The 25540-nt window shown below is 64.5% G+C and carries 21 protein-coding genes; 15 read left to right on the top strand and 6 right to left on the bottom strand.

Annotation, left to right across the window (positions count from 1 at the left end; translation table 11 throughout):
- Position 1: 1 nt before the first annotated feature.
- Positions 2-1069, bottom strand: a complete 1068-nt coding sequence (locus tag NXT3_RS30665; protein ID WP_097539906.1) for an alpha/beta hydrolase family protein — start codon at positions 1067-1069, stop codon at positions 2-4.
- A gap of 142 nt (positions 1070-1211) precedes the next feature.
- Between NXT3_RS30665 and NXT3_RS30660 the strand changes: the two genes are divergently transcribed.
- The 3 genes from NXT3_RS30660 to NXT3_RS30650 all read left to right on the top strand — a co-directional run bounded on the left by NXT3_RS30660 (position 1212) and on the right by NXT3_RS30650 (position 5573).
- Positions 1212-2234, top strand: coding sequence for a helix-turn-helix domain-containing protein (locus tag NXT3_RS30660; protein WP_037415937.1), 1023 nt, complete (start codon positions 1212-1214; stop codon positions 2232-2234).
- A gap of 331 nt (positions 2235-2565) precedes the next feature.
- Positions 2566-4701, top strand: a complete 2136-nt coding sequence (locus NXT3_RS30655) for a polysaccharide biosynthesis/export family protein (protein WP_234828259.1) — start codon at positions 2566-2568, stop codon at positions 4699-4701.
- A 56-nt stretch (positions 4702-4757) separates the two neighbouring features.
- Positions 4758-5573, top strand: a complete 816-nt coding sequence (locus NXT3_RS30650; RefSeq protein WP_097527446.1) for a helicase — start codon at positions 4758-4760, stop codon at positions 5571-5573.
- Between the two features lie 73 nt (positions 5574-5646).
- Here the strand turns inward: NXT3_RS30650 and NXT3_RS30645 are convergent, their stop codons facing one another.
- The 3 genes from NXT3_RS30645 to NXT3_RS30635 form a co-directional block, all read right to left on the bottom strand.
- Positions 5647-7863 (bottom strand): xanthine dehydrogenase family protein molybdopterin-binding subunit, encoded by a 2217-nt coding sequence (locus NXT3_RS30645; protein ID WP_097527447.1) that lies wholly within the window; start codon positions 7861-7863, stop codon positions 5647-5649.
- A gap of 3 nt (positions 7864-7866) precedes the next feature.
- Positions 7867-8325: a (2Fe-2S)-binding protein gene (locus NXT3_RS30640; RefSeq protein ID WP_097527448.1), complete on the bottom strand. Its 459-nt coding sequence runs from the start codon at positions 8323-8325 to the stop codon at positions 7867-7869.
- Between the two features lie 200 nt (positions 8326-8525).
- Positions 8526-9485 carry an AraC family transcriptional regulator gene (locus tag NXT3_RS30635; RefSeq protein ID WP_097527449.1) on the bottom strand — a complete coding sequence of 320 codons (960 nt, stop codon included), beginning with the start codon at positions 9483-9485 and terminating at the stop codon, positions 8526-8528.
- A 176-nt stretch (positions 9486-9661) separates the two neighbouring features.
- Between NXT3_RS30635 and NXT3_RS30630 the strand changes: the two genes are divergently transcribed.
- The 7 genes from NXT3_RS30630 to apnL are packed head-to-tail and all read left to right on the top strand — an operon-like array spanning position 9662 to position 17753.
- Entirely contained in the window at positions 9662-10489 is an 828-nt protein-coding gene (locus NXT3_RS30630; RefSeq protein ID WP_104841308.1) for a phosphogluconate dehydrogenase C-terminal domain-containing protein, read from the top strand.
- A gap of 54 nt (positions 10490-10543) precedes the next feature.
- A complete protein-coding gene (locus NXT3_RS30625; RefSeq protein WP_097527450.1) occupies positions 10544-11485 on the top strand; it encodes a D-ribose ABC transporter substrate-binding protein in 942 nt (313 codons plus the stop codon).
- A 60-nt stretch (positions 11486-11545) separates the two neighbouring features.
- A complete protein-coding gene (locus NXT3_RS30620; protein WP_097527451.1) occupies positions 11546-12190 on the top strand; it encodes a DUF2291 family protein in 645 nt (214 codons plus the stop codon).
- Entirely contained in the window at positions 12187-13737 is a 1551-nt protein-coding gene (locus NXT3_RS30615; protein WP_097527452.1) for a sugar ABC transporter ATP-binding protein, read from the top strand. Before NXT3_RS30620 ends, NXT3_RS30615 begins: the two co-directional genes overlap by 4 nt.
- Positions 13737-14801, top strand: a complete 1065-nt coding sequence (locus tag NXT3_RS30610) for an ABC transporter permease (RefSeq protein WP_037415961.1) — start codon at positions 13737-13739, stop codon at positions 14799-14801. Before NXT3_RS30615 ends, NXT3_RS30610 begins: the two co-directional genes overlap by 1 nt.
- 4 nt (positions 14802-14805) lie before the next feature.
- Positions 14806-15840: a Gfo/Idh/MocA family protein gene (locus tag NXT3_RS30605; RefSeq protein ID WP_104841307.1), complete on the top strand. Its 1035-nt coding sequence runs from the start codon at positions 14806-14808 to the stop codon at positions 15838-15840.
- Positions 15837-17753 (top strand): D-apionate lactonase, encoded by a 1917-nt coding sequence (apnL, locus tag NXT3_RS30600; RefSeq protein WP_097527454.1) that lies wholly within the window; start codon positions 15837-15839, stop codon positions 17751-17753. The genes NXT3_RS30605 and apnL overlap by 4 nt, the downstream gene beginning before the upstream one ends.
- 52 nt (positions 17754-17805) lie before the next feature.
- On the opposite strand, the gene NXT3_RS30595 is transcribed toward apnL, so the two are convergent.
- Positions 17806-18519, bottom strand: coding sequence for a transcriptional regulator NanR (locus NXT3_RS30595; RefSeq protein WP_037415969.1), 714 nt, complete (start codon positions 18517-18519; stop codon positions 17806-17808).
- A gap of 166 nt (positions 18520-18685) precedes the next feature.
- Here NXT3_RS30595 and oiaX point away from each other — a divergent pair, with 166 nt between their 5' ends.
- The 5 genes from oiaX (at position 18686) to NXT3_RS30570 (ending at position 24669) form a co-directional block, all read left to right on the top strand.
- A complete protein-coding gene (oiaX, locus tag NXT3_RS30590; protein ID WP_104841306.1) occupies positions 18686-19942 on the top strand; it encodes a 3-oxo-isoapionate-4-phosphate decarboxylase OiaX in 1257 nt (418 codons plus the stop codon).
- 28 nt (positions 19943-19970) lie between these two features.
- Complete coding sequence (locus tag NXT3_RS30585) at positions 19971-21308, top strand: four-carbon acid sugar kinase family protein (RefSeq protein WP_104841305.1); 1338 nt, start codon at positions 19971-19973, stop codon at positions 21306-21308.
- Between the two features lie 197 nt (positions 21309-21505).
- A complete protein-coding gene (locus NXT3_RS30580; RefSeq protein WP_097527457.1) occupies positions 21506-22333 on the top strand; it encodes a transporter substrate-binding domain-containing protein in 828 nt (275 codons plus the stop codon).
- A gap of 66 nt (positions 22334-22399) precedes the next feature.
- Entirely contained in the window at positions 22400-23680 is a 1281-nt protein-coding gene (locus NXT3_RS30575) for an NAD(P)/FAD-dependent oxidoreductase (protein WP_097527458.1), read from the top strand.
- Positions 23681-23697: 17 nt separating this feature from the next.
- Entirely contained in the window at positions 23698-24669 is a 972-nt protein-coding gene (locus tag NXT3_RS30570; RefSeq protein WP_104841446.1) for an amino acid ABC transporter permease, read from the top strand.
- Between the two features lie 45 nt (positions 24670-24714).
- Here the strand turns inward: NXT3_RS30570 and NXT3_RS30565 are convergent, their stop codons facing one another.
- Positions 24715-25527 carry a PfkB family carbohydrate kinase gene (locus NXT3_RS30565; RefSeq protein WP_104841304.1) on the bottom strand — a complete coding sequence of 271 codons (813 nt, stop codon included), beginning with the start codon at positions 25525-25527 and terminating at the stop codon, positions 24715-24717.
- Positions 25528-25540: the final 13 nt, after the last annotated feature.

Here is a 25540-nt window from a genome sequence, read left to right as displayed (position 1 = left end):
CTCACGAACGCTCTTTGAGGGTCCGCAGCAAAGCTTCCCGTACGAGAATGATCAACTCGGAATGAATATCCGCCCGGGACCGTCCGCTGCCGTCGTCACAAATTGGTTCGACCTCTCCAAACGACTTCAAGAGCTCGGCCCCACCCTCCTTGCACTCGGGCAGGAAACTGAAATGGTCGGCCTGCGCGACCGTGGCGTAGGAGCCATGCGGAGACAGCGCCGCCAGCCCGGAGGCGATCACCGCTGCGGGAATGGTTCCGGCGCTGCCGAGATTGATGAAATTCATCGGGATGGCGATCTCCTTCAGGCTTTGTGCGTCATAGGCCTGCGCGAGGCCCGGGTCGATCAGGACGGCGGACTTGATGCGCCGGTCGAGGTTCGATCGTTCGAAGCGCGCCCGGTCGATCTTGCGCAGGTCGACCTTGTCGACCGTGATCGCTTTGTCGTCGACGTAGCCTTGACCGCCTGCATACCAGGCGCAATCCCACGTCTGGTAGGTATCGCAGTAGCGCGCATAGGCTTCGAGGTTTGCCCGGGCACCGGCGATCTCCATGGCGGCCGCGCCTCCGAGCGAGAAGCCGATAACGCCGATGCGGCCCTTGTCTATAGCGCCGCTCCAGAGCGGATCGGTCGTCAGCCTGTCGATCACAAAGGATAAATCATGCGTGCGCTCCCACAGCTTCGGCGTGTCGGCGGGGGTTGAGTTGCCGCTGGTCGTACCGGGATGATTGGGACCGGCGACGACAAATCCGGCCCTGGCCAGTTGCGCGGCGAGCCAGCTCATGCCCTGGATGCGGCCGCCGGAACCGTGCGACATCACGACCAGCGGGTAGCGGCCCTCGAGGAGCGGCGCTTCCGACAGCGCCGGCGCGCCCTTGAAGACCTGGTTGTCGCCCACCAGAACGGCTTTGCCGCCAGGTTCGGCGGGATACCAGACGGTGACCTGAAGACGACGCCCGCCCTCGGGAGAGGCAAGGCTTAATTCGCGCACGCCGGTTTCGATTGCATGGCAGGGTACGGCAAAAAGCGCGCAGAAGAAAAGGGCTGCCAGGATGCGGGAAAAAATCATGGGAAATCTCGCTAGGTTCAAGGGACCTGCGAATGATTGCGCGTGCCCGGCTTCTCCGCTTCCTCGATCATGATTCAGGTCGTCCCGAATCGCGATCTGGGTCAACATTCGACCGTCGATAGCCATCCTCGAAGGACAGAACTTGATTTTCCTCCCGCTGCCGTTCGTCGTCGCCCTGCTGCTCCTGATCCTTCTTGTGGCGATGCTGCGCAACGAGCCGCACAAAGGCCTTCGGCCGTTCCTGGTGCTGCTCTGCCTGTGCTCCGTGCAATCGATCATCGTCGGCCTGCGGTGGGGTTATGACATCACGGCTCTACGCTACGTGCTGCCCTTGCTGGCGAGTTGCCTGCCGCCGCTGGTGCTGGCGAGCTTCCGCTGCCTGATCCACGGGGAGGAGGCCGGGGCAAGGGGTGCCCGTTGGCTTCACGCCGCGCCGCCACTTGGGATGATTGCGCTGATGTTGCTTGCGCCGGCTCTGGTCGACGGTGCGTTGATCGTCCTATTCGTCGGCTACGCTCTGGCGCTGCTGAACCTCGGCCGCACAGGCCCCGACGCCTTGGACGAAGCGCGTCTCGACGGCGCCCAACAGGCACATCGCGCCCTCCTGGTCGCCGCCGCGGCGCTCTGTGTTTCGGCCCTGTTCGACCTCGCGATCTTCCTCGACTTCCAGTGGGCAAAAGGCGCCAATGCCGCTCTGATCGTCAGCAACGCAAGTCTTCTCGAACTGCTTTTCCTCGGCTTTACCGCAGATGTCGCAGCGCGTGCGCGGCCGCTCCCCGCATTGCCGGCAAAAAGTGATAATACCGCATCGCTGGCGGCTAAGGATCGCGAGGTCCTGGATCGGGTCGATCATTTGCTTACCGAGCAGCGATTGTCTCGGGACGAAAACCTGACCTTGTCGCGGCTGGCGCGGCGCGCTGGCGTGCCGGCCCGGCAGATATCCGGAGCAGTCAATCGCCTGGCGCAGAAGAACGTCTCCCAATACATCAACGATTTCCGGATTGCCGAAGCCTGCCGGATGCTGCGGGAGACCGACATGTCAGTCACCGCCGCGATGCTCGAGTCCGGGTTCCAGACGAAGTCGAACTTCAACCGGGAATTCCGACGCGTGACCTGCCTCAGCCCGGCTTCCTGGCGCGAGCGAAACCGACCGTCTTCGTCCTGATCGGGCACGCCTGCCCGGGTCCCCTTGCTCTGACCGCTTCACTCTCACGGCGAAGGTGGAAGCCCTGTACATCCAAACGGAGTAGCCCGGTCAGGTTGTGAGCACGGGCTAAGGATATTGGCGGATGCCGCTAACCCAATTTCAACCTCACCGCCGCGAAACAGCTTTGTTACCCTGAACGTTATGTTTGCAGATCATAAGCGCTGTGCGCCATGACTGGCTTGCCAGGCGCGCATGTCCGGAAGGGTCAGTCATGGATCGCGTAAACAGGTCGCAGGCGCCGTGCGAGAGCGCTGTACCCCGCCGGGCATCACTTAGGGCCACACTCCGAATAGTTCCGTTCTGCCTCTTCCTGCTCCTTGGAGTTCCCGCAAAAGGCGAGACGGCGCCCGACGCCAGGCTTGCTCCGCAAGACACGGTCGAGATCAGCGTTTCCGGATGGCATGCCTTGCTTGGCGGGGTAGCCGAGGGTACGTTGCTGAACGACACGTTCACGATCGGGACAGGCGGAACGCTCGAACTTCCGGGCATCGGACGCCTGCCCGCGGCAGGTCTCTCCGAGAATGAACTGGCCAAGCTGATAACCGATCGCCTGCAGGTCCGAAGCGGCAGCGATCAGCGTCCGGTCACGAAGGTCCAGCGACGGATGTCGGCGCCCGAAATGCCGCCATCGCTGGCGACGACCAATGTCGCGGCGGTTCCGCCTGCAGGGTGGCAACGCGCAGCTCAGTCGGCGCAATCGCAACAACCGGAACGGTCCAGGGGTGAAACGGTGCTTGGTGAACTGGCGGCTCTTCGCATGGATCTCCAAGAGGCTCGCAGAGAAGCGCGCGCGGCACGTCAGGCTGCGCGTGACGCCGCCATGCGGCACTATCGCCGCCTCGTTACAGAGCGTCGACGGGCTGCCACCCTGGCACAGGAACTCCACGCCGCCCGGGCCGATGTCGGGGCATTGAAGATTCAACTGCAGCAACAGGCGAAGGCGGCGCGAGATTGGGAAGCCGCGGTGGCAGACGCCAACGAGGCTCGGGAAGTGGCGGCGCGCGAACGCGCCGAACGCGCCGCCCTGAAGGCAAAGCTTCTCGCGGCGCGCAAGGAAATCGACGCGATCAAGAGCGGTGCGCTGCTGGCCGGGCGTCAGCGCGAGGCCAGTCTCCGCCACGAGCTGGCGGCGCTGAGAGGCGGCCTTGACGCAATGCGGCATGCCGCCGACGACGCCGGAACGCAGGCGCGCGAGGCTGCCGCCATGGCGGCCGCTCAGGAACGAGCTCTTGAGAACCAGCGCCGGAGGGGCGAAGGGCTCGCGCGCGAGCGGGAGCTGGCGCAGCGGGAGATCGAGCGTCTGCAGATCAAGACGGCCGGAGAAATCCGATCAAAGGCTGCCGCGCTGAGGGCGCGCGATGCCGCGGAGACATCGCTGACCAATGCCCGGGGGGTCCTCGACGACGAGCGGCGCAAGCTTGCCGCCCAGGAACGGGAACTCGCCCTCCTACGCCAATCGGCCTTGCAGGCGCGTGCCGAGCTGCAAGCCGCAAAGCAGGCCGCTGAAGTGGCCGCGCGCGAACGCGCGGCCCTGGAGGAGAAGCTTCTCGCGGCGCACAAGGAGATCGACGCGATCAAAAGGGGCGCGCTGCTCGCAGGTCGTCAGCGCGAGGACAGTCTCCGTCGCGATTTGGCGGCGGCGAGAGGCGACCTCGACGCGATGCGGCGTGCCGCCGACGAGGCAGGCGCACAGGCGCGCAAGGCTGCCGCGATGGCGGCCGACCAGGAACGAGCTCTCGAGAACGAGCGCCGGAGTGCCGAGGGGCTCGCCCGCGACCGGGCGATGGCGCAGCGCGAGGTTGAGCGTCTGCAGACCAAGACAGCCGGCGCGATCCGGTCGAAGGCTGCAGCGCTCAGGGCGCGCGATGCCGCGGAGGCAGCGCTGAGCGATGCCAGTCGGGTCCTCGACGAGAAGGGGCGCAAGCTTGCCGCCCAGGAACGGGAACTCGCCCTTCTTCGCCAATCCACATTGCAAGCTCGTGCCGAGCTGCAGGCCGCAAAAGAGGCCGCATTGCAAGCCGGACAAGCCGGAAGGGTCGCCGAGGCTACGGCAAGCCGGGCTGGCGAGGCGCTTGGCCTGGAGCGCGAGAAGGCGAGATCGCTGGCGCGCGATCTCGAAACCGCGCGCCAGGAACGCGACGCGGCAAGGAAGCAATTGGCGCTGAGCTTGGCGGCGGTGGAGCGTAGCGAGCTCGAGCTTCCGAAGCGGGAAGCTCAACGCCCCGCGGCAAGCGTGGAACAGAGACGGAAGGCAGGCGCCGGCGATCGCGCCAATCCACGTGTCAAGCCCGTCGCGCGCAAGCGCGGTGGCTCGGTGGAAGTCCGCAAGGTGGAACTCGGCAAGCCAACGCGATCGGTTCAATCGGTGACGCTTGCGCTTCCCGAGGAACTGCTCCCCACGCGGCCGCAGGTCCGTGGCCGCTGATAGAAGAGGTGGCGAGCTATTCAAGGGCTACCCGCCCCAAAATGAGGAACCGGATTATGCGCAAGTACCTAGCTGCCACAGTCCTGATCGCAATCGCGATCGGCCCTGCTCATGCCTTAGGCCTTAACGCAACAGTCGGCCCGGTCGGCGTCGGCGCCGAGGTGGGGGTCGATAAGAACGGCGTCTCGGCAGGGGTCGGCGCCGGCGTCAAAGGGGTAGGTGGAGCAAAGGCCGGAACCTCGCTCAACAGAAGCGGAGGCGCCAGCCTTGGGGTTGGCGGCAATCTCGGCAACAAAAGTGGCGGTCTGTCGGTGGGTGCCGGCTCGAATGCCGGCTCGTCGAGCGGTGCGGGAACAGCTCCCGCTTCCGGCGCGGTTTCAGGCGGTTCGGCCGCGGGTCCCGGTTCCGGGTCTGCGTCTGGTCCCGGATCCGGGACCCGGACGTCCAGCGGAGGCTTGACCGCAGGGGCCAGCAGCGGTGGTGGCAGGATCATCTCCATTGCGCCGACAAAGAACGCGCGAACATCCATCGTTCTGCCACGCATCCTTTGGCCGCTGAAGAAGAAGTCCGCCCATGAGCGCGGCGAATGGGGTTATCCCATACGCCTGCCGTTGACGATCGCAGCGGTTCCGGGGACCCCCAAAAGCGTCGTTCGAGCCTGCCAAAAGGCAATAGCGTCGGCTGCCTCGCCCCTCGGCGGCGTGCGTGTGCGTGCGGCAAGCGCCGGTTCCCTGCTCCGGCATCGCAGCGGGGCGCTCACGGCCCCGCTCGTTGTCAGCATAGACTATGCGGGTGAGAACAGCATCCAGGTCCGCCAGGCGCGAATCCGGTGCCGGCTCGATTCGGCCGGCAAGGTCGTCGCGGTGAACTAGCTGCAGCGCCGTACGTCCGGCGGGATGCGATTGCCTCTTGCCCGGCCGGCCAGAGCCGACCGGGCAACCAAGTTCACGCGTTCAGCGATTTCGAGAACGGCATGACGCGCAGCCGTTTGCCGAGCGCCTTATAGGCGGCATTGGCGACGGCAGGGCCGATCGGCGGCACGCCAGGCTCGCCGATGCCCGACGGCGGGTTGGCGGAGGCGACGATGTGGACCTCGACCTTCGGCATCGCATCGATCCTCAGCGGCGTATACATATCGAAGTTGCCCTGATCGACCTGGCCGTCCGTCAGCGTGACTTCCTCGCCCAATATGGCGCCAAGGCCGAAGCCGATGCCGCCCTCCACCTGGGCGCGGACCTGGTCCGGGTTGACCGCCAGACCGCAGTCGACGGCGGCGACCACGCGTTCGACCTTGATCTGGCCATTGCCGTCGGTCGAGACCTCCGCGATCTGAGCGACCACCGAGCCGAAGCTTTCGGCAAGCGCGACGCCCCGAAAGCGGCCCTGAGGCAAGGGCTTCTCCCACTCGGCCTTTTCCGCCGCCAGCTTGAGCACAGTTGCGTGACGCGAGTCGGGCTCAAGCATCGACAGACGGAATTCTACGGGATCGCGTCCCGCCGCCTCGGCAACTTCGTCGAGGAAGGTTTCGGCCGCGAACGCCGTGTGCGTCGAGCCGACGGAGCGCCACCATAGAACCGGAACGCCAACCTCCGTGCTCGTCAGGCCGACCGTCTGGTTGGGAATGACGTAGGGAAGATTGCTTGCTCCCTCGACGGAGGTCGGGTCGACGCCGTTTTTGACCATGCCCTCGAACGCCGTCTTTGCCACTATGGATTGACCGACGATGTGATTGTTCCAGGCCACGAGTTTCCCGCTGTCGTCGATACCGGCCTTGAGGCTGTGCACATAGGCGGGCCGATAGCGGCCCGCCCGCATGTCGTCCTCACGCGTCCACTGCATCTTGACCGGCGCACGGAAACCGATGGCTTTGGCGACGTGCACGGCTTCGACGATGACATCGCCGTCGAATACGGCCCGCCGGCCAAAGCTACCGCCGGTCTTCATGACGTGCAGGCGTACCTTCTCGGGAGCGATCCCGGCCGCGTCGCCGGCGAGCTTCTGGTAGACATCGGTGAACTGATGCCCGCCCCAGATCTCCAGCGTGCCGTCTTCGTTCATGCGTGCGACCGCGTTCAGCGGTTCCATCGCCGCATGCGCCAGGTAGGGAAATTCGAAGTTCGCCTCGAGGACCTTGGCGGCCTTGGCGAATTCAGCTTCGGCGTCGCCGTCCTCGCGCGCGAGCGCTACCGGGCCCTTCTTTGCCAGATCGCGGTAGGCAGACATAATCTGCTGGGTACCGCGCTTTTCCGCCGCCGTCTCGTCCCAGGCGACGGTGACTGCCTCGCGCCCCTTGATCGCCGCCCACATGTTTTCGCCGACCACTGCGACGCCACGCGGTGTTTCGACGACATCGACCACGCCGTTGACGGCGCGTGCGGCCGACGCATCGAAGGACTTCGCCTTGGCGCCGAACAGCGGCGGATGGATCATCACCGCGGTCAGCAGCCCGGGAAGCTTGACGTCGATCGTGTACTGCTCCGTGCCGTTCGCTTTGCGGGCGCTGTCGAAACGCTTCAACTCGGAATTGCCGATCAACTTCCAGTCGCCCGGCTGCTTGAGTTTGACGTCGGTGGGAACCGGCAGCGTCGCCGCCTTGGCGGCGAAGGTGCCGAAGCCGCCGCTCTTACCGGAGGGATGGGAGAGAACGCCCTTCTCGACGGTGATCTCCGCCGCCTCGACGCCCCACTCGGACGCCGCGGCGGCGACGAGCATCGCCCGGGCCGCGGCACCGGCCTTACGGTAGCGCTCCCATGAGGTTACCATGGAGGTCGAGCCTCCGGTGCCCTGCATCGTGCCACCAAAGGCGACATTGCCGTAAGCCTTGACATCGCCGGAAGCTCCCCTCACGTCGATGGTCGACCAGTCGGCGTCGAGTTCTTCCGCCACCAGTGTGGCGATGCCGTTATAGGAGCCTTGTCCCATTTCGAACTGGGAGGAGAGGACGGTCACCTTTCCGTCGCCGTCGATGGTCAGGTAGGGCGAAAAGGAATGCGCGCCTTCTGCCGATGGCGTCTCGCCCGCTGTCGCCGGGGTTGCGCGCAGGAGATGAAAGCCGACGGCGATGCCGGTGCCGGCTGCGAATGCACCGATGAGGAACTGCCGCCGGGACGCCTCGACCCGTCCGGCAGGGAGGGTGATCGATTGCATCAGTTTGGGGATCATGTCTCAGGCCTCCAGGCGCTTTGCGGCTTCGTGAATGCCGGCACGGATTCGATGGTAGGTGGCACAACGACAGAGATTGCCCGACATGGCGGCGTCGATGTCTTCGTCGCTTGGCTTCGGGTTGTTGGCCAACAGGTCCGTTGCCGACATGATCTGGCCGGACTGACAGTAGCCGCATTGCGGAACGTCGAGATCGGCCCAGACGGACTGGACCGTTTCGGCGACCTTGCCCTTCAGGCCCTCGATGGTGGTGACCTTAGCCCCTTCGATGTCGCCGATGAATGTCTGACAGGAGCGGACCGGCGAACCATCGACATAGACGGTGCAAGCACCGCATTGAGCCATGCCGCAGCCGAATTTCGTGCCCGTCAGCCCGACCAGATCACGGATCACCCAAAGAAGCGGCATATCCGCCGCGGCGTCGACCGAGTGCTCGACGCCGTTGATAGTCACAATTGCCATGGTGTTCTCCTCGCGTTGAGGCGCGGGGGCCTCAAAATAGGTGCAGATATGCCTGCCCGCGCGCCGCAGCCATTCGCCAGACTGCGGCCGCACCTTAGAAGACCGGCCTTTCGCCCGGTAGATTCGATCCTGTCGGATTATTGCCTATTCCTGTCGCGGTGACGAGATCGTGATCATCGGCCGTCTGCGCCTCTGCGGCGCTAGCCGATCGAATCTCGGCTGGCAGCGTCGTTGGAGTTCAGGATTGCCTTGATATCGCGCAGCGGCGGGTGGCCGAAGGCGCGCCGATATTCACGGCTGAACTGGGTCGGGCTCTCATATCCAACCCTGAGCGCGGCGGTTGCCGCGTCGAGCGATTGCGACAGCATCAGTTCCCGCGCATGGTGCAGGCGCAGATGCTTCTGGAACTGCAGCGGGCTCATGGCGGTCATGGCGCGAAAATGGTGGTGCAGCGTCGATACGCCCATATTGGCGACCTCCGCTAGATCTTCGACGCGCAGCGGTCGGGCGTAGTTCTCCTTGAGCCAGGCGATCGCCCGGGCGACGCGGTTGCTGTTGGTGCCGGCAAGGGCAAAGCGCCTGAGCCGCGCGCCTTGCTCGCCGGTGAGCAGCCGGTAGAGGATTTCGTTATGGATGTGATTGGACAGGAATGGGATGTCCACCGCAGCCTTCGCAAGCGAAATCAGCCTCAGAAAGGCGTCAAACAGCTCCGGCGTCGCGGCGCCGACGGCGACGCCGACAAGGTCGCGTTCCGGTGGCCCCACCGGGTGCAGGTCGTGATCGGTGATGATCCGGCGAAGCTTCTCGAGGTCGAGCCGGAGCGACGCCGCAACATAGGGCTCGTCAAGGCTCGCCTCGCAGATCTGCCCGGTCGCCGGAAGCCCCAGAGCCGTCAGGAAAAAGCAGGACTCGTCGTAAAGGAGGGTCTGGTTGCCGACATGAACGCGCTTGCTTCCCTGGATGATCAGCGAAAGGCTAGGCTCATAGACGGCGGAGAAGGGCCCGGCTGGCTCGACGACCCGATAAAGCGAAAGCCCGGGGATTGTGTGGCTGTAGCGCAGACCATCCCAGGGGAGCTGCGCCAGCTCGTCGAGGATGCGCCGACGAAGCGGCGCGGTTTCCTCGCGTAGGCGCTGTCGCTGACTGATGGCCTCTTTCATGGGCGGTCTGTCGCCTCTCTTGCGGCGGATGTCAAATCATTTCGTTATCACATTCATTTGAGTCCTGCAGGATTAGGCAAGAATTGCAAGGGCAGGTAAATATTTCCGCTGATATGCTCATTGACTCATCATACCAGCTGCGTTATCGCTTCGGCAACATGATGCGGGAGATATAGATGACTTCGATTGCCTTGTTGGGTGCCGGCGGCAAGATGGGCTGCCGACTGGCCAAGAACCTGAAGGGATCGCGCTTCGACGTGCGTCACGTCGAGGTGAGCGAGATCGGCAAAGCGCGGCTGGCAAGGGAGGTGGGGCTCGAGACGGTCTCTCTCGATACTGCTCTCGACGGTGCGGAAGTCATAATCCTTGCGGTGCCGGACACGGCGATCGGCAAGGTGGCGGCCGGCATCGCCGAGAGGCTAAAGCCAGGTACGATGCTCGTCGTCCTCGACGCGGCCGCACCCTTTGCCGGTCATCTGCCGCGGCGCGATGACCTCACCTATTTTGTCACTCACCCCTGCCATCCGCCGATCTTCAACGACGAGACCGAGCTTGCGGCACGCAAGGATCATTTCGGCGGCATTGCCGCCAAGCAGCACATCGTCTCGGCGCTGATGCAGGGACCGGAGGCGGATTACGCCAAGGGCGAGGAGATCGCCAGGATCATCTGGGCGCCGGTGATGCGCTCGCATCGCGTCACCGTCGAGCAGATGGCGCTGCTCGAGCCCGGCCTGTCGGAAACGGTCTGTGCCTCGCTGCTCGTCGTCATGCGCGAGGCGATGGACGAATGCGTCGCCCGCGGCGTGCCGAAAGAGGCGGCGCGCGACTTCTTGCTCGGCCACATGAACGTGCTCGGCGCCGTGATCTTCGAAGAGGTCGAGGGCGTGTTCTCCGATGCCTGCAACAAGGCGATCGAGTTCGGCAAGCCGATGCTGATGCGCGATGACTGGAAGCGCGTCTTCGAGCCGCAGGAAATCGCCGACAGCATCCGTCGCATCACCTGATCTGCAGAAACCGGAGGGCAACTCCGGCCGTTTTCAACCTGGGAGGAAGAACCGATGAAACTGACACGCAGAATGACCGTGGCCGCCTTTGCGGCCTTCCTGGCGGCAGGGTCCGCCATTCCGGCCTACGCGGCCGACCTCATCGCGATCATCACGCCGTCGCATGACAACCCGTTCTTCAAGGCCGAGGCGGTCGGCGCCGAAACAAAGGCAAAGGAGCTCGGCTACGAGACGCTCGTGCTCGTCCATGACGACGACGCCAACAAGCAATCGCAGCTGATCGACACGGCGATCGGCCGCGGTGCCAAGGCGATCATCCTCGACAATGCCGGCTCGGAAGCCTCGATAGCCGCCGTACAGAAGGCCAAGGATGCCGGCGTGCCGTCCTTCCTGATCGACCGAGAAATCAACGCCACCGGCGTTGCCGTCTCGCAGATCGTCTCCAACAACTATCAGGGTGCCCAGCTCGGCGCCGAGGAATTCGTCAGGCTGATGGGCGAATCCGGCAACTATGTCGAACTGCTCGGCCGCGAATCCGATCTCAATGCCGGCATCCGCTCGAAGGGCTACCACGATGTCATCGACGAATATCCGGAGCTGAAGATGGTGGCGCAGCAATCGGCAAACTGGAGCCAGACCGAGGCCTACAGCAAGATGGAAACCATCCTGCAGGCCAATCCCGACATCAAGGGCGTCATCTCCGGCAACGACACGATGGCCATGGGCGCGATCGCCGCGCTGCAGGCCGCCGGCCGCAAGGACGTCATCGTCGTCGGCTTCGACGGCTCCAACGACGTGCGCGACTCGATCAAGTCCGGCGGCATCAAGGCGACCGTGCTGCAGCCGGCTTACGCCCAGGCGCAGATGGCGGTCCAGCAGGCGCATGAGTTCATCACCACCGGCAAGAAGCCGGCGGAAGAAAAGCAGCTGATGGACTGCGTACTGATCAACAGCGAGAACGCCGACCAGCTCGAAACCTTCGCGCTCACCAATTGACCCTCTTCCTGACCTGCGACGCGGTCCAGCCGCGTCGCAGGGGCTATGGAGTAGCTTTCGATGCCAAGTACAAGGGGCGCGTCCGTCATATTCCTTGCGGTGATGATGGCTCTCGCGGGCTGCAAGATCATCAGGACGCCGACGGCCGAAGAGACGGCGCAATCCGCTTCCGGCGGCTTCGATCCGGATCGGATGGTCGCTGAGATATGGGACAGCAAGGTCGTGCCCTATCTCGACAGGAAAGCGGGGCCGTTCTCGGAGGTCGCCTCGCTCGCGGCAAGCGACGCAGATGCGGCCGGCGCCAAATACGGACATAAGGAGAAGCAGGGAAGCAGCCCCTGGACCTTCGCCGCGCGGCTTTCGGGCACCATCATCAAGGCGGAGACGAAATCGCGCTCGGCCTATGTGGAGGTTGACGCCGATGGCGACGGCAAGGCGGATGCGCGTGTCCAGATCGGCCCGGCGATCCGCGGCACGGCGATCCGCGACAGCCTCGACTTCGTCAACTTCAACGAATTCAAGAACCAGATCGAGTGGGCCCAGTACGGCAAGGCCTTCAACACACATGTGAACGGCCTTGTGCTCGAAAAGCTCACGCGCGATCAGCTCGTCGGCAGGAAGCTCGAGGCGATCGGCGCCTATCCGCAGCCCGCCAAGGGGCAGCTGCCGTCGTTCGTGCCGGCGCAGCTGACGGTGAGTGGATGAGCTTGCACCCGCCCGAGAACGACGATTGCGTTCTGCGCCTCGAGGACGTCACCAAGGTCTATTCCGGTATCGTCGCCGTGCGCCACGCCAACCTGGCGCTCAGGCGCGGGGCGGTGAACGTGCTCGTCGGCGAGAACGGCGCCGGCAAGTCGACGCTGATGCGCATCATCGCCGGCGTCGAAAAGCCGTCGCTCGGCCGCATCCTGCTCGACGGCGAGGAGGTCGAATTCCACTCGCCCGGCGATGCCCAGCGCCACGGCATCGGCATGGTGTTCCAGGAACTTAATCTCTTCGGCAATCTCTCGGTCGCCGAAAACATCTTCGCTACGCGCGAAATCAGGCGCGGCCTGCGTGGCATCGATCATCGTGCCCAGGTCGCGAAAGCCACCGAGTTCCTCGATCGGCTCGATGCGGGCATCGATGCCGAGACGTTCGTCGAAGACCTGCCGATCGGTCAGCAGCAGCTGGTGGAAATCGCCAAGGCGATCTCGCTCGATACCCGTATCCTCATTCTTGACGAGCCGACCTCGGCGCTTTCGGCGGCCGAGGTCGATGTGCTCTTCAAGGTCATCCGCGAATTGAAGGCGCAAGGGGTGGCGATCGTCTATATCTCCCACCGCCTCGAAGAGCTGATGCGGATCGGCGATTACATCACGGTCTTGCGCGATGGCCAGATCACCGGTCATGCCATGGTCAGGGACATCGACACGAAGTGGATCGTCCGCTCGATGATCGGTTCGGACGCGAAGGATTTCGCCAAGTCGGTCGATCACCGCCTCGGTGAAGACGTTTTCCGCGCCGAGGACATCTGCCTGCCGCGCCGCACCGGCGGCCTTGCCGTCGACCATATGTCGATCTCGGTGCGGGCCGGTGAAGTGCTCGGCATCTACGGGCTGATGGGTGCCGGCCGAAGCGAATTCTTCGAATGCGTCATCGGCCAGCATCCGCATTCGACCGGACGCGTCCATGTCGGCGGCGCCGATGTTTCCACATGCGATACTTCCGACCGGATCCGGCGCGGCCTGGCGTTAATCCCGGAGGACCGCCAGCGCGAAGGGCTGGTGCAGGCGCTGTCGATCGCCAGCAATCTGACACTGGCGAGCCTTGAGCGCTTCCTGCGCTTCGGCTTCCATATCGTCGGCGACAAGGAGCGGGCGGCGATCAAGGCGGCCATCGGCGATCTTTCCATCAAGGCGCCCAATCCCGATTTCGAGGTCACGTCGATGTCGGGCGGCAACCAGCAGAAGGTGGTCATCGGAAAGGCGCTGATGACCCGGCCGAAGGTGCTTATGATGGACGAGCCGAGCCGCGGCATCGACGTCGGGGCCAAGGCGGACGTCTTCCGCACCATGCGGCGGCTGGCAGGCGAGGGTCTGGCGATCCTGTTTTCCACCTCCGACCTCGAAGAGGTGATGGCGCTCTCCGACCGCATCGCCGTCATGAGCAATGGACGGCTCGTCACTGTCATCGACCGCGCCGAGGCGACGGAAGAGTTGATCGTGAAGGCTTCGGCCGAAGGCCACAAGACGACAAGGGAACACGCCTGATGACAGCGGCAACGACCACCACCAACGCTGCGGAAGCTCCGAACGGCTCTCTGCTGCTGACGCTAATGAAGCTCAGGACGTTCATCGCGCTCTTCGCGGTGATCGCCTTCTTCTCGGTCTTCGCGCCGAACTTCCTGTCGACCGCCAACCTTATCCTGATGTCAAAGCACGTGGCGCTCAATGCCTTCCTCGCCATGGGCATGACCTTCGTGATCATCACCGGCGGCATCGACCTCTCCGTCGGGTCGATCGTCGGGCTCTGCGGCATGGTGGCCGGCGGGCTGATCCTCAACGGCATCGACCTGCAGTTCGGCTACACGATTTATTTCAATGTCTTCGAGGTGTGTCTGATCACGCTCGCCGTCGGCATCCTGATCGGTGCGATCAACGGCCTGCTGATCACCAAGCTGAACGTCGCGCCGTTCATCGCAACGCTCGGCACGCTTTATGTGGCGCGCGGTTTCGCGCTGCTTTCCTCCGACGGCCAGACCTTCCCGAACCTCGTCGGCAAGCCGGAACTGTCGACGACCGGCTTCGCCTTCTTGGGCTCCGGCCGGCTTCTCGGCCTGCCGGTGTCGATCTGGATCCTCATCGTCGTGGCGCTCGCCGCCGCTTACGTCGCCAAGTACACGCCGATCGGCCGCCACATCTTCGCGGTCGGCGGCAACGAGCGGGCCGCCCGCATGTCCGGCATCCGCGTCGATCGCGTGAAGATATTCGTCTATATGTTCTCCGGCTTCTGCGCGGCGATCGTCGGCCTGGTTATTTCCTCGGAACTGATGGCCTCGCATCCTGCGACAGGCAATTCCTTCGAGCTCAACGCCATCGCCGCAGCCGTTCTTGGCGGCACCTCCATGTCCGGCGGCCGCGGCACGATCGGCGGCACCATCATCGGTGCCTTCGTCATCGGCATCCTGTCCGATGGCCTCGTCATGATGGGCATCTCGTCCTTCTGGCAGATGGTCATCAAGGGCATTGTCATCATCGTCGCGGTCGTGGTGGACCAGGCGCAACGCCGGCTGCAGCAGCAGGTGACGCTGATGCAGCTTGCGAAGAAAGGTTGACTGAATGGCAATTCTGAAGGGCGCCCTGATCGGCTGCGGGTTTTTCGCGGTCAACCAGATGCATGGCTGGCGCGACACCGAGGGGGCGCGGATCGTCGCCATCTGCGACCGCGATCCGGCACGGCTTAGGGCGGTCGGCGAAGAGTTCGGCGTCACGCGGCGCTATACTTCGGCCGAGGATCTGTTTGCCGATGGCGGCTTTGATTTCGTCGATATTGCGACGACCGTCAGAAGCCACCGGCCGCTGGTCGAGATTGCAGCGCTGAACGGCATTCCGACGATCTGCCAAAAGCCGATCGCGCCGACGATGGAAGACGCCAAGGCGATGGTCGCCGCCTGTGCCGCGACGGGCGTGCCTATGATGGTGCACGAGAATTTCCGCTGGCAGTCGCCGATCCGGGCCGCCAGGGCCGCAATCGACAGCGGCGTAATCGGCGAGGTGTTCTGGGGTCGGGTGAGCTTCCGGTCGGCTTATGACGTCTATTCCGGCCAGCCATATCTCGCGACCGGCAAGCGCTTCATCATCGAGGACCTCGGCATCCACGCGCTCGACATCGCGCGCTACCTCTTTGGCGATGCGGCGTCGGTGACCGCCCGCACACGCCGCGTCAATCCGAAGATCGTCGGCGAGGACGTCGCGACGATGATGCTCGACCATCGCGGCGGCGTCACGTCGATCGTCGATTGCAGCTACGCCACCAGGCTGCCGGTCGAGCCTTTTCCCGAAACCATGCTGGAAGTCGACGGCAGCAAGGGGACGCTGCGGCTCTCGCAGGGCTACCGTCTTTCTGTTCATTCGCGCGAGGGGACGAAGGTGACGGATGTCGAGCCGCGCCTTCTCCCCTGGGCCTCGGCGCCCTGGCACAATATCCAGGAGAGCGTCAGCCTGATCCAGCAGCACTTCGTCGACTGCCTGCGCGCCGGCCGCGAACCGGAGACCTCAGGAAGGGACAATCTCAAGACCTTTGCGTTGGTCGAGGCATCTTATCGCAGCGCCGCCAAGGGCAAGACCGTGCCGGTCGAGGATTTCCTCGGATGACGGCTTCCCGCATCTTTCTCCTCTTCGGGACGGAAGAGCCGGAGCCGGTGCCGCGGCGCCTCGAAGCAGGCCGGCTCAGCGCCGAGCTCGTCGGCGGCAATCTGCGCATGATCCGTTTTTCCGGCAAGGAGGTGCTGCGGGCGATATCCTTTCTCGTGCGCGACCGCGACTGGGGGACATGTGAGGCCGCGATCACCGGCCTGACCGTCGAAGAGGAAGAGGCGGCGACCATCGTCCGTTACGACGCCCGGTTCCAGGCTCCCAACGGCGCGGTGCTTGACTGTCGGTCGACCATCGAAGTCTTCCCCGACGCGCTCATCTTCGATGCGCGTTACACGCCGGATCGCAATTTCGAAACGGCGCGCGCCGGCTTTGCGATCCTGCATCCGATCGTCGGCGTCGCCGGCCGGGCAGTCACGGTCGAGCATGGCGATGGTTCCGTCGAGCGTTCGGTCTTCCCCGATCTGATCGAGCCCTGGCAGCCGTTCAAGGATATCGCCGCGATTACCTATGAGGTGATGCCCGGCATCGAGGCCGAGTGCCGCATGATCGGCGACGTCTTCGAAATGGAGGACCAGCGCAACTGGACCGACGGCTCCTACAAAATCTATGTGCGGCCGCTGGCGCTTCCCTGGCCCTATGTGCTGAAAGCCGGGGAGACGGTTCACCAGGCCGTTCGGTTATCGATCCGCCAGCTCGATGCCGTTGCGGTGGTCGCTACAAAGCCGGTCCCGATCGAAATTTCGCTGAGGCGCGATCAAGGCAAGTTGCCGGCAATCGGTATCGGGCTTCGACCCGACGAGGCGGGCGATGAGCTTCTCGAAGCCGGACTGATCCGCGTGCTGGGTGCGCGGCATCTGATCTGCCATTTCGATCCGGGTGCCGGCCATGGCGCCGCGGCGCTGAGGCACTTCCGGCAGATGGCCGATACATCCGGCGCAGCGGTGACGCTAGAATGCTTCGTTCCTTGCCGACGCCCGTTGGATGACGAGCTGGGCGAGATCGCCCGGATGGTGCGTGACAGTGGACTGAGGCTCGCAAGCCTTGCCGTGTCGCCATCGGTCGACCGCCAATCGACGCCGCCGGGCAGCGCCTGGCCGGAATGCCCGCCGCTCGAAGATGTCTATCAGGCTGCGCAAAGAGCTTTTCCCGGCGTGCCGCTCGGGGGCGGCATGTTCAGCTATTTCACCGAGCTCAACCGCAAGCGCGCGCCGGCCAATCGGCTCGCCTATGTGACACATTGCACCAATCCGATCGTCCACGCTGCCGATGATCTCAGCGTCATGCAGACCTTCGAAGCGCTCCGCGACGTGACGCGCTCGGTGCGGGTGATCTATGGCGACAAGCCCTACCGCATCGGCCCTTCCACCATCGCCATGCGCCAGAACCCTTATGGCAGCCAGACAAAGGACAATCCGTCCGGCAAGCGTATCGCCATGGCCAACCGCGATCCGCGTCACAATGCGCTCTTCGGCGCCGCCTGGACGCTCGCCTATGCGGCGACCGTGGCGGAGGCGGAAGTCGAGGTGCTGACGCTTTCGACGCTTGCCGGTCCGTTTGGGCTGGTGGCCGGGCCGGGCGAGCCGGTCAAGGAGGGCTCCCCGAGGCCGCTGTTCTATGTGTTGCGCTGGCTTGCCGAGCTTTCTGGGGGCGAGGGCATCGCCATCGAGACCTGCGTGGCGGATCGGGTTCTAGGGCTCGGCGCCGAACTCGATGGTACGATCACCTTGCTGCTTGCCAATCTCACCCCCAATCCGCAGACGGTGACGCTCGCCGAGCCGGGGAGGCGGAGCCTCCTCCTCTTGGACGAAGGCTGGCTCCGCAACGGCGCAAGAGAGCCTGAGGCGAGGCCGCATGAAAGTGCTGACGTTGTGCTCCCGGCCTATGCGGTCGCCCGGATCGAAATTCTCTAATCGGTTTGCCACTGCGGCAGGCCACAGGGGGTAGAGCGCTCCCAAGCGTAATCTATTTGCCCTTCGGCGCATAAAGCGCCCGCGAACGCTCGAGATGCTTGATCATCGACTGCTCGGCCTCATCAGGCTTGCCGCGCTGGATGCAGTCGATGATCTCCGCATGCTCGGAGAGCGTCACGTTCTCCCTGCCGGTCCAGATCAGCATTTCCGTATGATATTCCTTGAGCCAGCCGAGCATCGCTTCGCTCACGGCACTGAAGATCGGATTGCCGGAGATCTCAGCGATGCGGCCGTGGAAGGCCATGTCGGCGGCGATGAAGGAGTCGGAATTGCCAAGCGCGGCGCGCTGGCGCTTCAAGATCTCCTCGAGCGCGGCGACATCAGCCGTCGTAGCGCGGCTTGCGGCCTCGCGCACCATGCCGCGCTCGAAGAAGATTCGCGCGTTCTTCAGGTGCTCGAGCGAGTCCGAGGACGCCGAAAGCATGATCTTGGCGGCGACGTCCACCTGCCTCAGGAGCGATTGCGCCGTCGGCTGCAGCACCCTGGCGCGCTCGCCATGCGAAATCTCAATCAGCCCCATATTGGCAAGCGTCTGCATGGCTTCGCGAATGGCCGGGCGGCCGACCTGAAAACGCTCCATCAGCATCCGCTCCGACGGCATCTCGTCGCCGGGCTGCAATTCGCCGGTTTCGATCAGCGCCTTCAGCCGGGCGAAGACCTCGTCGGAAAGCTTCCTGCGGACGATAGGTTCTGATTGAATCGCCATGTGAACTCCACCGCTATTCTCGCTCGTCCCTCTATATGCACGTTTTCCGTGGCGAGGAAATCTCGCCCTCACCGGCCGGCTCACGCGATTTCGCTTGCGCAGCTCAGATACTCATTATACCAGTTGAGGGAACGAGGCCACTGATTTTCATGAGGGGCAAACCGCCGTGATCCGCATCACCTACCGCATCGAGACACCCGGCGACGTCGAGGCGATGGCGGCAAAGATTGCCAGCGATCAGTCGACCGGAACCTTCGTGCCGGTGCCGGGCGAAACCGAGGAGCTGAAGGCGCGCGTCGCGGCTCGGGTCGTCGCCATCAGGCATCTGGAGCCGGCCGACCGGCCCGCCTGGCCGGAGGAGGGCGGCGGGGCACAGCGTTTCAACCGGGCCGAGGCGGAGATCGCCTTTCCGCTCGATGCGATCGGCACGGATCTCGCCGCGCTCATGACAATCGCGATCGGCGGCGTCTATTCGATCAAGGGGATGACCGGCATCCGCGTCGTCGACCTGAAACTGCCGCCGGAATTTGCTGCCGCCCATCCCGGGCCGCAGTTCGGCGTCGCCGGCAGCCGCCGGCTGACCGGCGTTGACAAGCGCCCGATCATCGGCACCATCGTCAAGCCCGCCTTGGGTCTCAGGCCGGAGGAGACGGCGGAGCTGGTGGGCGACCTCGTGTCCTCCGGCGTCGATTTCGTCAAGGACGACGAGAAGCTGATGAGCCCGGCCTATTCGCCGCTGAAGGAGCGGGTCGCCGCGATCATGCCGCGCATCCTCGACCACGAGCAGAAGACCGGCAAGAAGGTCATGTACGCCTTCGGCATTTCGCACACCGATCCCGACGAGATGATGCGCAACCATGACCTCGTCGTTCAGGCGGGCGGCAACGCCGGCGTCGTAAACATCAATTCGATCGGCATGGGCGGCGTTGCCTTCCTGCGCAAGCGCTCCGGGATCGTTCTTCATGCGCATCGGAACGGCTGGGATATCCACACCCGCCACGGCGGCCTTGGGATGGAATTTTCGGTCTGGCAGCAATTCTGGCGATTGATCGGCGTCGACCAGTTCCAGATCAACGGCATCCGCGTCAAGTATTGGGAGCCGGACGAGAGCTTCGTCAAATCGTTCAAGGCGGTCAGCACGCCGCTCTTTTCCGGGCGGGATTGCCCGTTGCCGGTCGTCGGCTCCGGCCAGTGGGGCGGCCAGGCGCCTGAGACCTATGCCCGTACCGGCGGCTCGACCGATCTGCTTTATCTCTGCGGCGGCGGCATCGTCAGCCATCCGGGCGGCGCCGGCGCCGGCGTCAGGGCGGTGCGCCAGGCCTGGGAGGCGGCGGTCGCCGGTATCCCGCTAGCCGACTATGCCAAAGACCATCCGGAACTCGCGCAGTCCCTCGAAAAATTTTCCGGCGGCAAGGGCGCCTGAACACATCGATGATCCACGGAGGGCGCGCATGCAGACACCATTGCTGAGCTACTACGGCGACGACCTGACCGGCTCCACCGACGTCATGGAGGCGCTCTCCTCGCATGGCGTCGAAACGGCCCTGTTCCTCAAGATCCCGGAGGCGGCGCTGCTCGAACGTTTCGCCCATTGCCGTGCTTTCGGCCTTGCCGGCACCAGCCGCAGCCAGACACCGGATTGGATGGCAGAGCATCTCCCCTCGGCCTTCGCCTGGCTGAAGTCGCTTCAGGCGCTGATCGCCCATTACAAGGTCTGCTCAACCTTCGATTCCAGCCCGGCGGTCGGCAATATCGGCAAGGCGATCGAGATCGGCCGCGAAATTTTCGGCAAGGCGCCGGTGCCGCTGGTGCTCGGCGCTCCTGAGATCCGCCGCTACACGAGCTTCGGCAATCTCTTCGCCGCCTTTCGCGGCGAGACCTACCGCATCGACCGTCATCCGGTGATGAGCCGGCATCCGGTAACGCCCATGGATGAGGCAGACATTCGCCTGCATCTGTCGCGGCAGACGTCGCTGAGGACGGGGCTGGTGGACATCGCCCAGCTCGCATCGGCAGACGCCGACGCGGTCACCGATTTCGCCTTCTCCGAGGGGAAGGACATCGTCCTCCTCGATGTCGCGGGCGCCGAGAGCCAGGCCGCCGTCGGGCGGCAGCTCTGGCGCAAGCGCTGTGCCGGCGGCCAGTTCGCCTGCGGCTCCTCGGGTGTGGAATATGCGCTCGTCCGCGAGTGGCAGAGGCTGGGGCTCATCGGCGAAGCGCCGGTCTTCACGGCTCCCGGTCCCGTCGACCGGATTGCCGTGGTCTCCGGCAGCGTCTCGCCGACCACCGAGCGCCAGATCCGCCATGCTCTTCAGAACGGGTTTGACGGCATCGGCGTCGATCCGCTCGTGCTGGCCGCGGCCGACAGCGGCGCTGCGCTCGAGGAGGCGATAGCGCGCGGCCTGAGGGTTCTGCAGGAGGGGCGGAGTGTTATATTCTACACGGCGCTCGGGCCTTCGAGTGATCGCGGCAATGCCATCGGCCTGGAGGACGGCTCGCGCCACCGGATCAGCGAGCGGCTCGGCCTGCTCCTCAAGGAACTGGTGAAACGGGCGGGCCTTCGCCGCGCCGTCATCGCCGGCGGCGACACCTCGAGCCACGCGCTGGGGCAGCTTTCGGTGGACGCGCTGACCTTGCGCCTGCCGCTCCCGCAGTCGCCCGGTTCGCCGCTCTGCACCGCCCACAGCGGCGACCTGTCGATCGACGACATTGAGGTGGCGCTGAAAGGCGGCCAGGTGGGCCTGGACGACTATTTCGCGATGATCCGGGACGGGCGGCCAGCGTCGTAAGGGCCACTTTCAGGCACAGGCGTCTGCCGCGCATCCCCGCCCTGCCATCACCAATACGCATGGTCTCATCACTTCGTTTCATGAGTAGAGGCAGCCCTTCGGTCTTGACAGCCGATCTCTGGCTCCTGCAAATTCAGTTGTCAGACATCTTACATAAACGGGAACTTTCGACTGATCGATTTGAACAGGAGGATTGCGTGAGAAAACTGTTTGCCAAGCTCGCCATCGGCGCTGCCGCATGGGCCTTCGTGACCACCGCCGAGGCGGGCGAAACGCTCGAACGGGTCATGGACAAGAAGGCCATGGTCGTTGCCACCAACAGCGGCTGGCCACCCCAGAGCTATCTCGACGACAATAACGAGATGGTCGGTTTCGACATCGACGTTTCGAAGGAGATCGCCAAGCGGCTCGGCGTCGAAATCAGCTTCGAGACGCCCGACTGGGCAACGCTGACCGGCGGCCGCTGGCAGGGTCGCTACGATCTCGGCGTCGGTTCCGTCACCCCGACCAAGGCGCGCGCCCAGGTGATCGACTTCGCCGGCATCTATTACTACAGCCCCTATGTCTATGTTCTCCACAAGGACAGTCCGGCGAAGTCCGTCGCCGATCTGAACGGCAAGATCATCGGCGTCGAGACCGCGACGACATCCGAGGACTTCATTCGCCGTCAGCTCGAGATCGACGCACCCGGTCTTCCGCCGGTCGAGTACAAGCTCGAGCCCGGCGAGATCCGCACCTTTGCGGATTCCATGCTGCCCTTCGACGATCTGCGCCTCGGCAACGGCGTGCGGCTCGACGCCGTCATCGCGCCGGAACAGACCGCCATGAACGCCATCAAGAACGGCTATCCGCTTCGCGTTCTCGATGGCGAATACGCCTTCAGGGAACCGCTGGTGGTGATTGCCGAGAAGGTCGATCCGGACTGGACCAGGAAGATCGGTGAGATCCTCGCCGAGATGAAGAAGGATGGCACGCTCGCAACGCTCACCACCAAATGGTACGGCAAGGATTATAGCGCCGACTGATCCTTATCTGCGGGCGGCGGCCAAACCGCCCGCAGCCCTGTCCATGTGAGCGATCCGCGGGTGACCATGTCCTATCCCGATACCTATTACCGAAAGACAATGGCCGATACGAAGGTCAGACCAGTTCTGTCCGAAGCGGTCGAATGCGACACCGTCATCATCGGCGGCGGCCTTGCTGGTCTGACAACAGCGCTGCAGCTTGCCCTCGCCGGCCAATCGGTAATCGTGCTGGAGGCCGAATGCATAGGCTTCGGCGCCTCGGGCCGCAACGGCGGCTTCGTCAGCCCGGGCTTTGCCACCGGCAGTGCGGAGATCGCCAGGCGCGTAGGAGCCGAGGCGGCTCGGCAGCTGCATCACCTGTCGATCGAGGGGGTCGATTTCGTCCGCGAGACGATCGAGCAGCTGAAGATCGACGGCGCCCGTCCGCAGCCTGGCCTCGTCAGCGTGCTGCGCTATGACGATGGCATGAGCCTGAAAGCGCATGCGGACGAGATGAAGCGCGCCTATGGCTACGCGCTCGACTATCTCGACACCGACCAGGTGCGTTCGGTCCTGAAGTCGAAGCGCTACTTCCACGGCCTCAGGGACGGCCGCGCCTTTCACATGCACCCGTTGAACTATCTCCGCGGCATCGCGGACGAGGTCGAGCGTCTCGGCGGGCGGATCTACGAGCGGTCGGCCGCAATAGCGACGGCTCTCGGCGCGGCCGAGAAAACCGTCCAGACGATTCGCGGCAAGGTCAAGGCCCGTCAGGTCGTCTTCACCACCGGAGGCTATAGCGGCCGGCTGCATGGCCCGCTGAAACGCGCCTTCCTGCCGATCGCCACCTATGTGATGCTGAGCGAGGAAGCGCCGGAGCTCATCCGCACGGCGATCGCCACCGACGACGCGGTCGGCGACAACCGCCGGGCCGGCGACTATTACCGGCTGGTCGACGGCGGCAAGCGGCTGTTGTGGGGCGGACGGATCACCACAAGGGCGGCTTCGCCGGCGGCTCTCGCCCGGGAGTTGCGATGCGAGATGGTCGGAACCTATCCGCAACTGAAAGAACTGAAGACCGAGCTCGCCTGGTCCGGCCTCATGTCCTATGCCCGCCATCTGATGCCACAGATCGGCGAGATGCAGCCGGGCGTATGGCACTGCACCGCCTTCGGCGGCCACGGACTCAACACGACGGCGATCGGCGGGAAGCTCGTTGCGGAGGCGATCCTCGGCCAGTCCGACCGTTACAAGCTCTTCAAGTCCTTCGGGCTCGTCTGGGCCGGCGGCTATGCCGGCCTTGCCGTGGCGCAGCTCACCTACTGGAAATTGCAGGCCCAGGACTGGTGGCGCGAGCGCGCTGCCTGAACGCCGGAGAGGTTTCGATGATTGGTCGCTTGGTACTGACTTACCCGGACGCGGCGCGGCGCACCGGCCTTCTGCTGATGCTGGCGCTCGTCACGCTCGGCATCTACGGCCTCGGCATCAGTCCGACCTGGATCGGGCATCTGCTGCCGGCCGCTTCCGACTGGCTCGCCGCCCATCCCGCGCTCGGGCAATTCCTCAGCGCATCGATGATTGCCCTCACGGCGGCAGTGAACTGGAAGGCGCTGCGCCAGCTGCCGCGCCACTGGCAGGTGGTTGGGGTCTGGCTTGAGCTCTTCGCGCTGCTGATGCTGTTCTTCTATTCTTTCGACCTGTCCTTCGCCTTCATCGCCAAGAAGATCGGCTTCCTGGTCTCGCAGGGCGTCGTCACGACGCTCTACATATCGGTGATCTCGATCGCCGTCGCCACCGTCATCGCGCTGGCCGGGGCGATAGCGAAACTGTCGAAGAATGGCGTCATCTACGGTCTTGCGACCTTCTATACCTCGCTGTTTCGCGGCCTGCCGCTGTTAATGCAGATCTATATCATCTATCTCGGCCTGCCTCAGGTCGGCTACGTCATCAGTGCGGTGCCTGCCGGTATTCTCGCCCTTTCGCTCTGCTACGGCGCCTATATGACCGAGATTTTCCGGGCCGGCATCGAGAGCATCCCGCGCGGCCAGACCGAGGGCGCGACGGCGCTGGGGCTCAGTCCCGCCCAGACCATGGGGCTGGTGATCCTGCCGCAGGCAATGCGCGTCATCATCCCGCCGACCGGCAACCAATTCATCGCCATGCTGAAGGATTCCTCGCTCGTATCGGTCGTCGGGGTCTGGGAGCTGATGTATCTTGCCCGCACCCAGGGACAGACGGAGTTCCGTCATATCGAGATGCTGATCACCGCCTCGATGATCTACTGGCTTCTCTCGGTCTGCCTGGAATATTTCCAATCCCGCATCGAAGCCCGGTTCGGCCGCTTCGATGTTCGCTGATGCGACTGCGCGCCGCTCGAAACGCGTTTAGGCGAGGCTTGAAACTCAGAGCGGCTGCGGCGCCTGCGGGAAGCCGCCGATATGGGCGCAGGTGAGGGAGGCGAGATCGCGTCCGGCCTGCAGGCATTCCGCAAGCGACCGGCCTTCCATCCGGGCCGCGATGAAGCCGGCGATGAAACTGTCGCCGGCGCCCGTCGTATCGACGACCTCGACGGGACGGATGCCGGCCGTGGCTTGCTCCCTGCCGTCGCTCGCAAGCGAGCCGCGACTACCGCGCGTCACCACGGCGAGGCGGGCACCGCGTGCCAGGAAATCGGCGGCGAGGCGCTCGGCCGCGGCGTCGTTCTCGCCGGCCGAGCCGAAGGCGATCGACAGCCCCGCGACTCCGAGGTCAGCGGCCGCGGCGTTGACGGAGACGTCCTGCGAGACGCTGACACCTCTCGCCGAGAGCGCGCGGCGCAGCGCGCCGCCATCGTCAAGCCAGCCGATATGGACATGATCCATGGTCTTCAGGATTTCCAGCTCGGCCGGATCCGGCCGATAGCCGGCGCAGACCCCGAAGTCCTCGTGAACGAAGATCCGGTCGCCGGCCGGCGTCACGTCGATATCCGTATAGGCGGTGTTGCCGTCGCGTTCCTGCAGGTGATCCAGCCTTACCGCATGTTCCTCGAGCAGGCGGCGCACCTTTGCGCCGTCGCCATCACGGCCGACGGCGCCGAAATAGAAGGACTGATGACCGAGCCGCGCGAGCTGCACGGCAACATTGACCGCATTGCCGCCGACATAGGACCGGGACAGCGGCGGACGAAACCGATCGATGCAGTTGTCGCCGATGGCGGCAAGGCGGAAGGAGGTCATGACTGTCCCTAAG

It is taken from the genome of Sinorhizobium fredii (assembly GCF_002944405.1).
Lineage (GTDB): Bacteria > Pseudomonadota > Alphaproteobacteria > Rhizobiales > Rhizobiaceae > Sinorhizobium > Sinorhizobium fredii_C.
The sequence above is the reverse complement of the archived record's forward strand: the minus strand, read 5'-3'. Positions and strand labels throughout refer to the sequence as shown.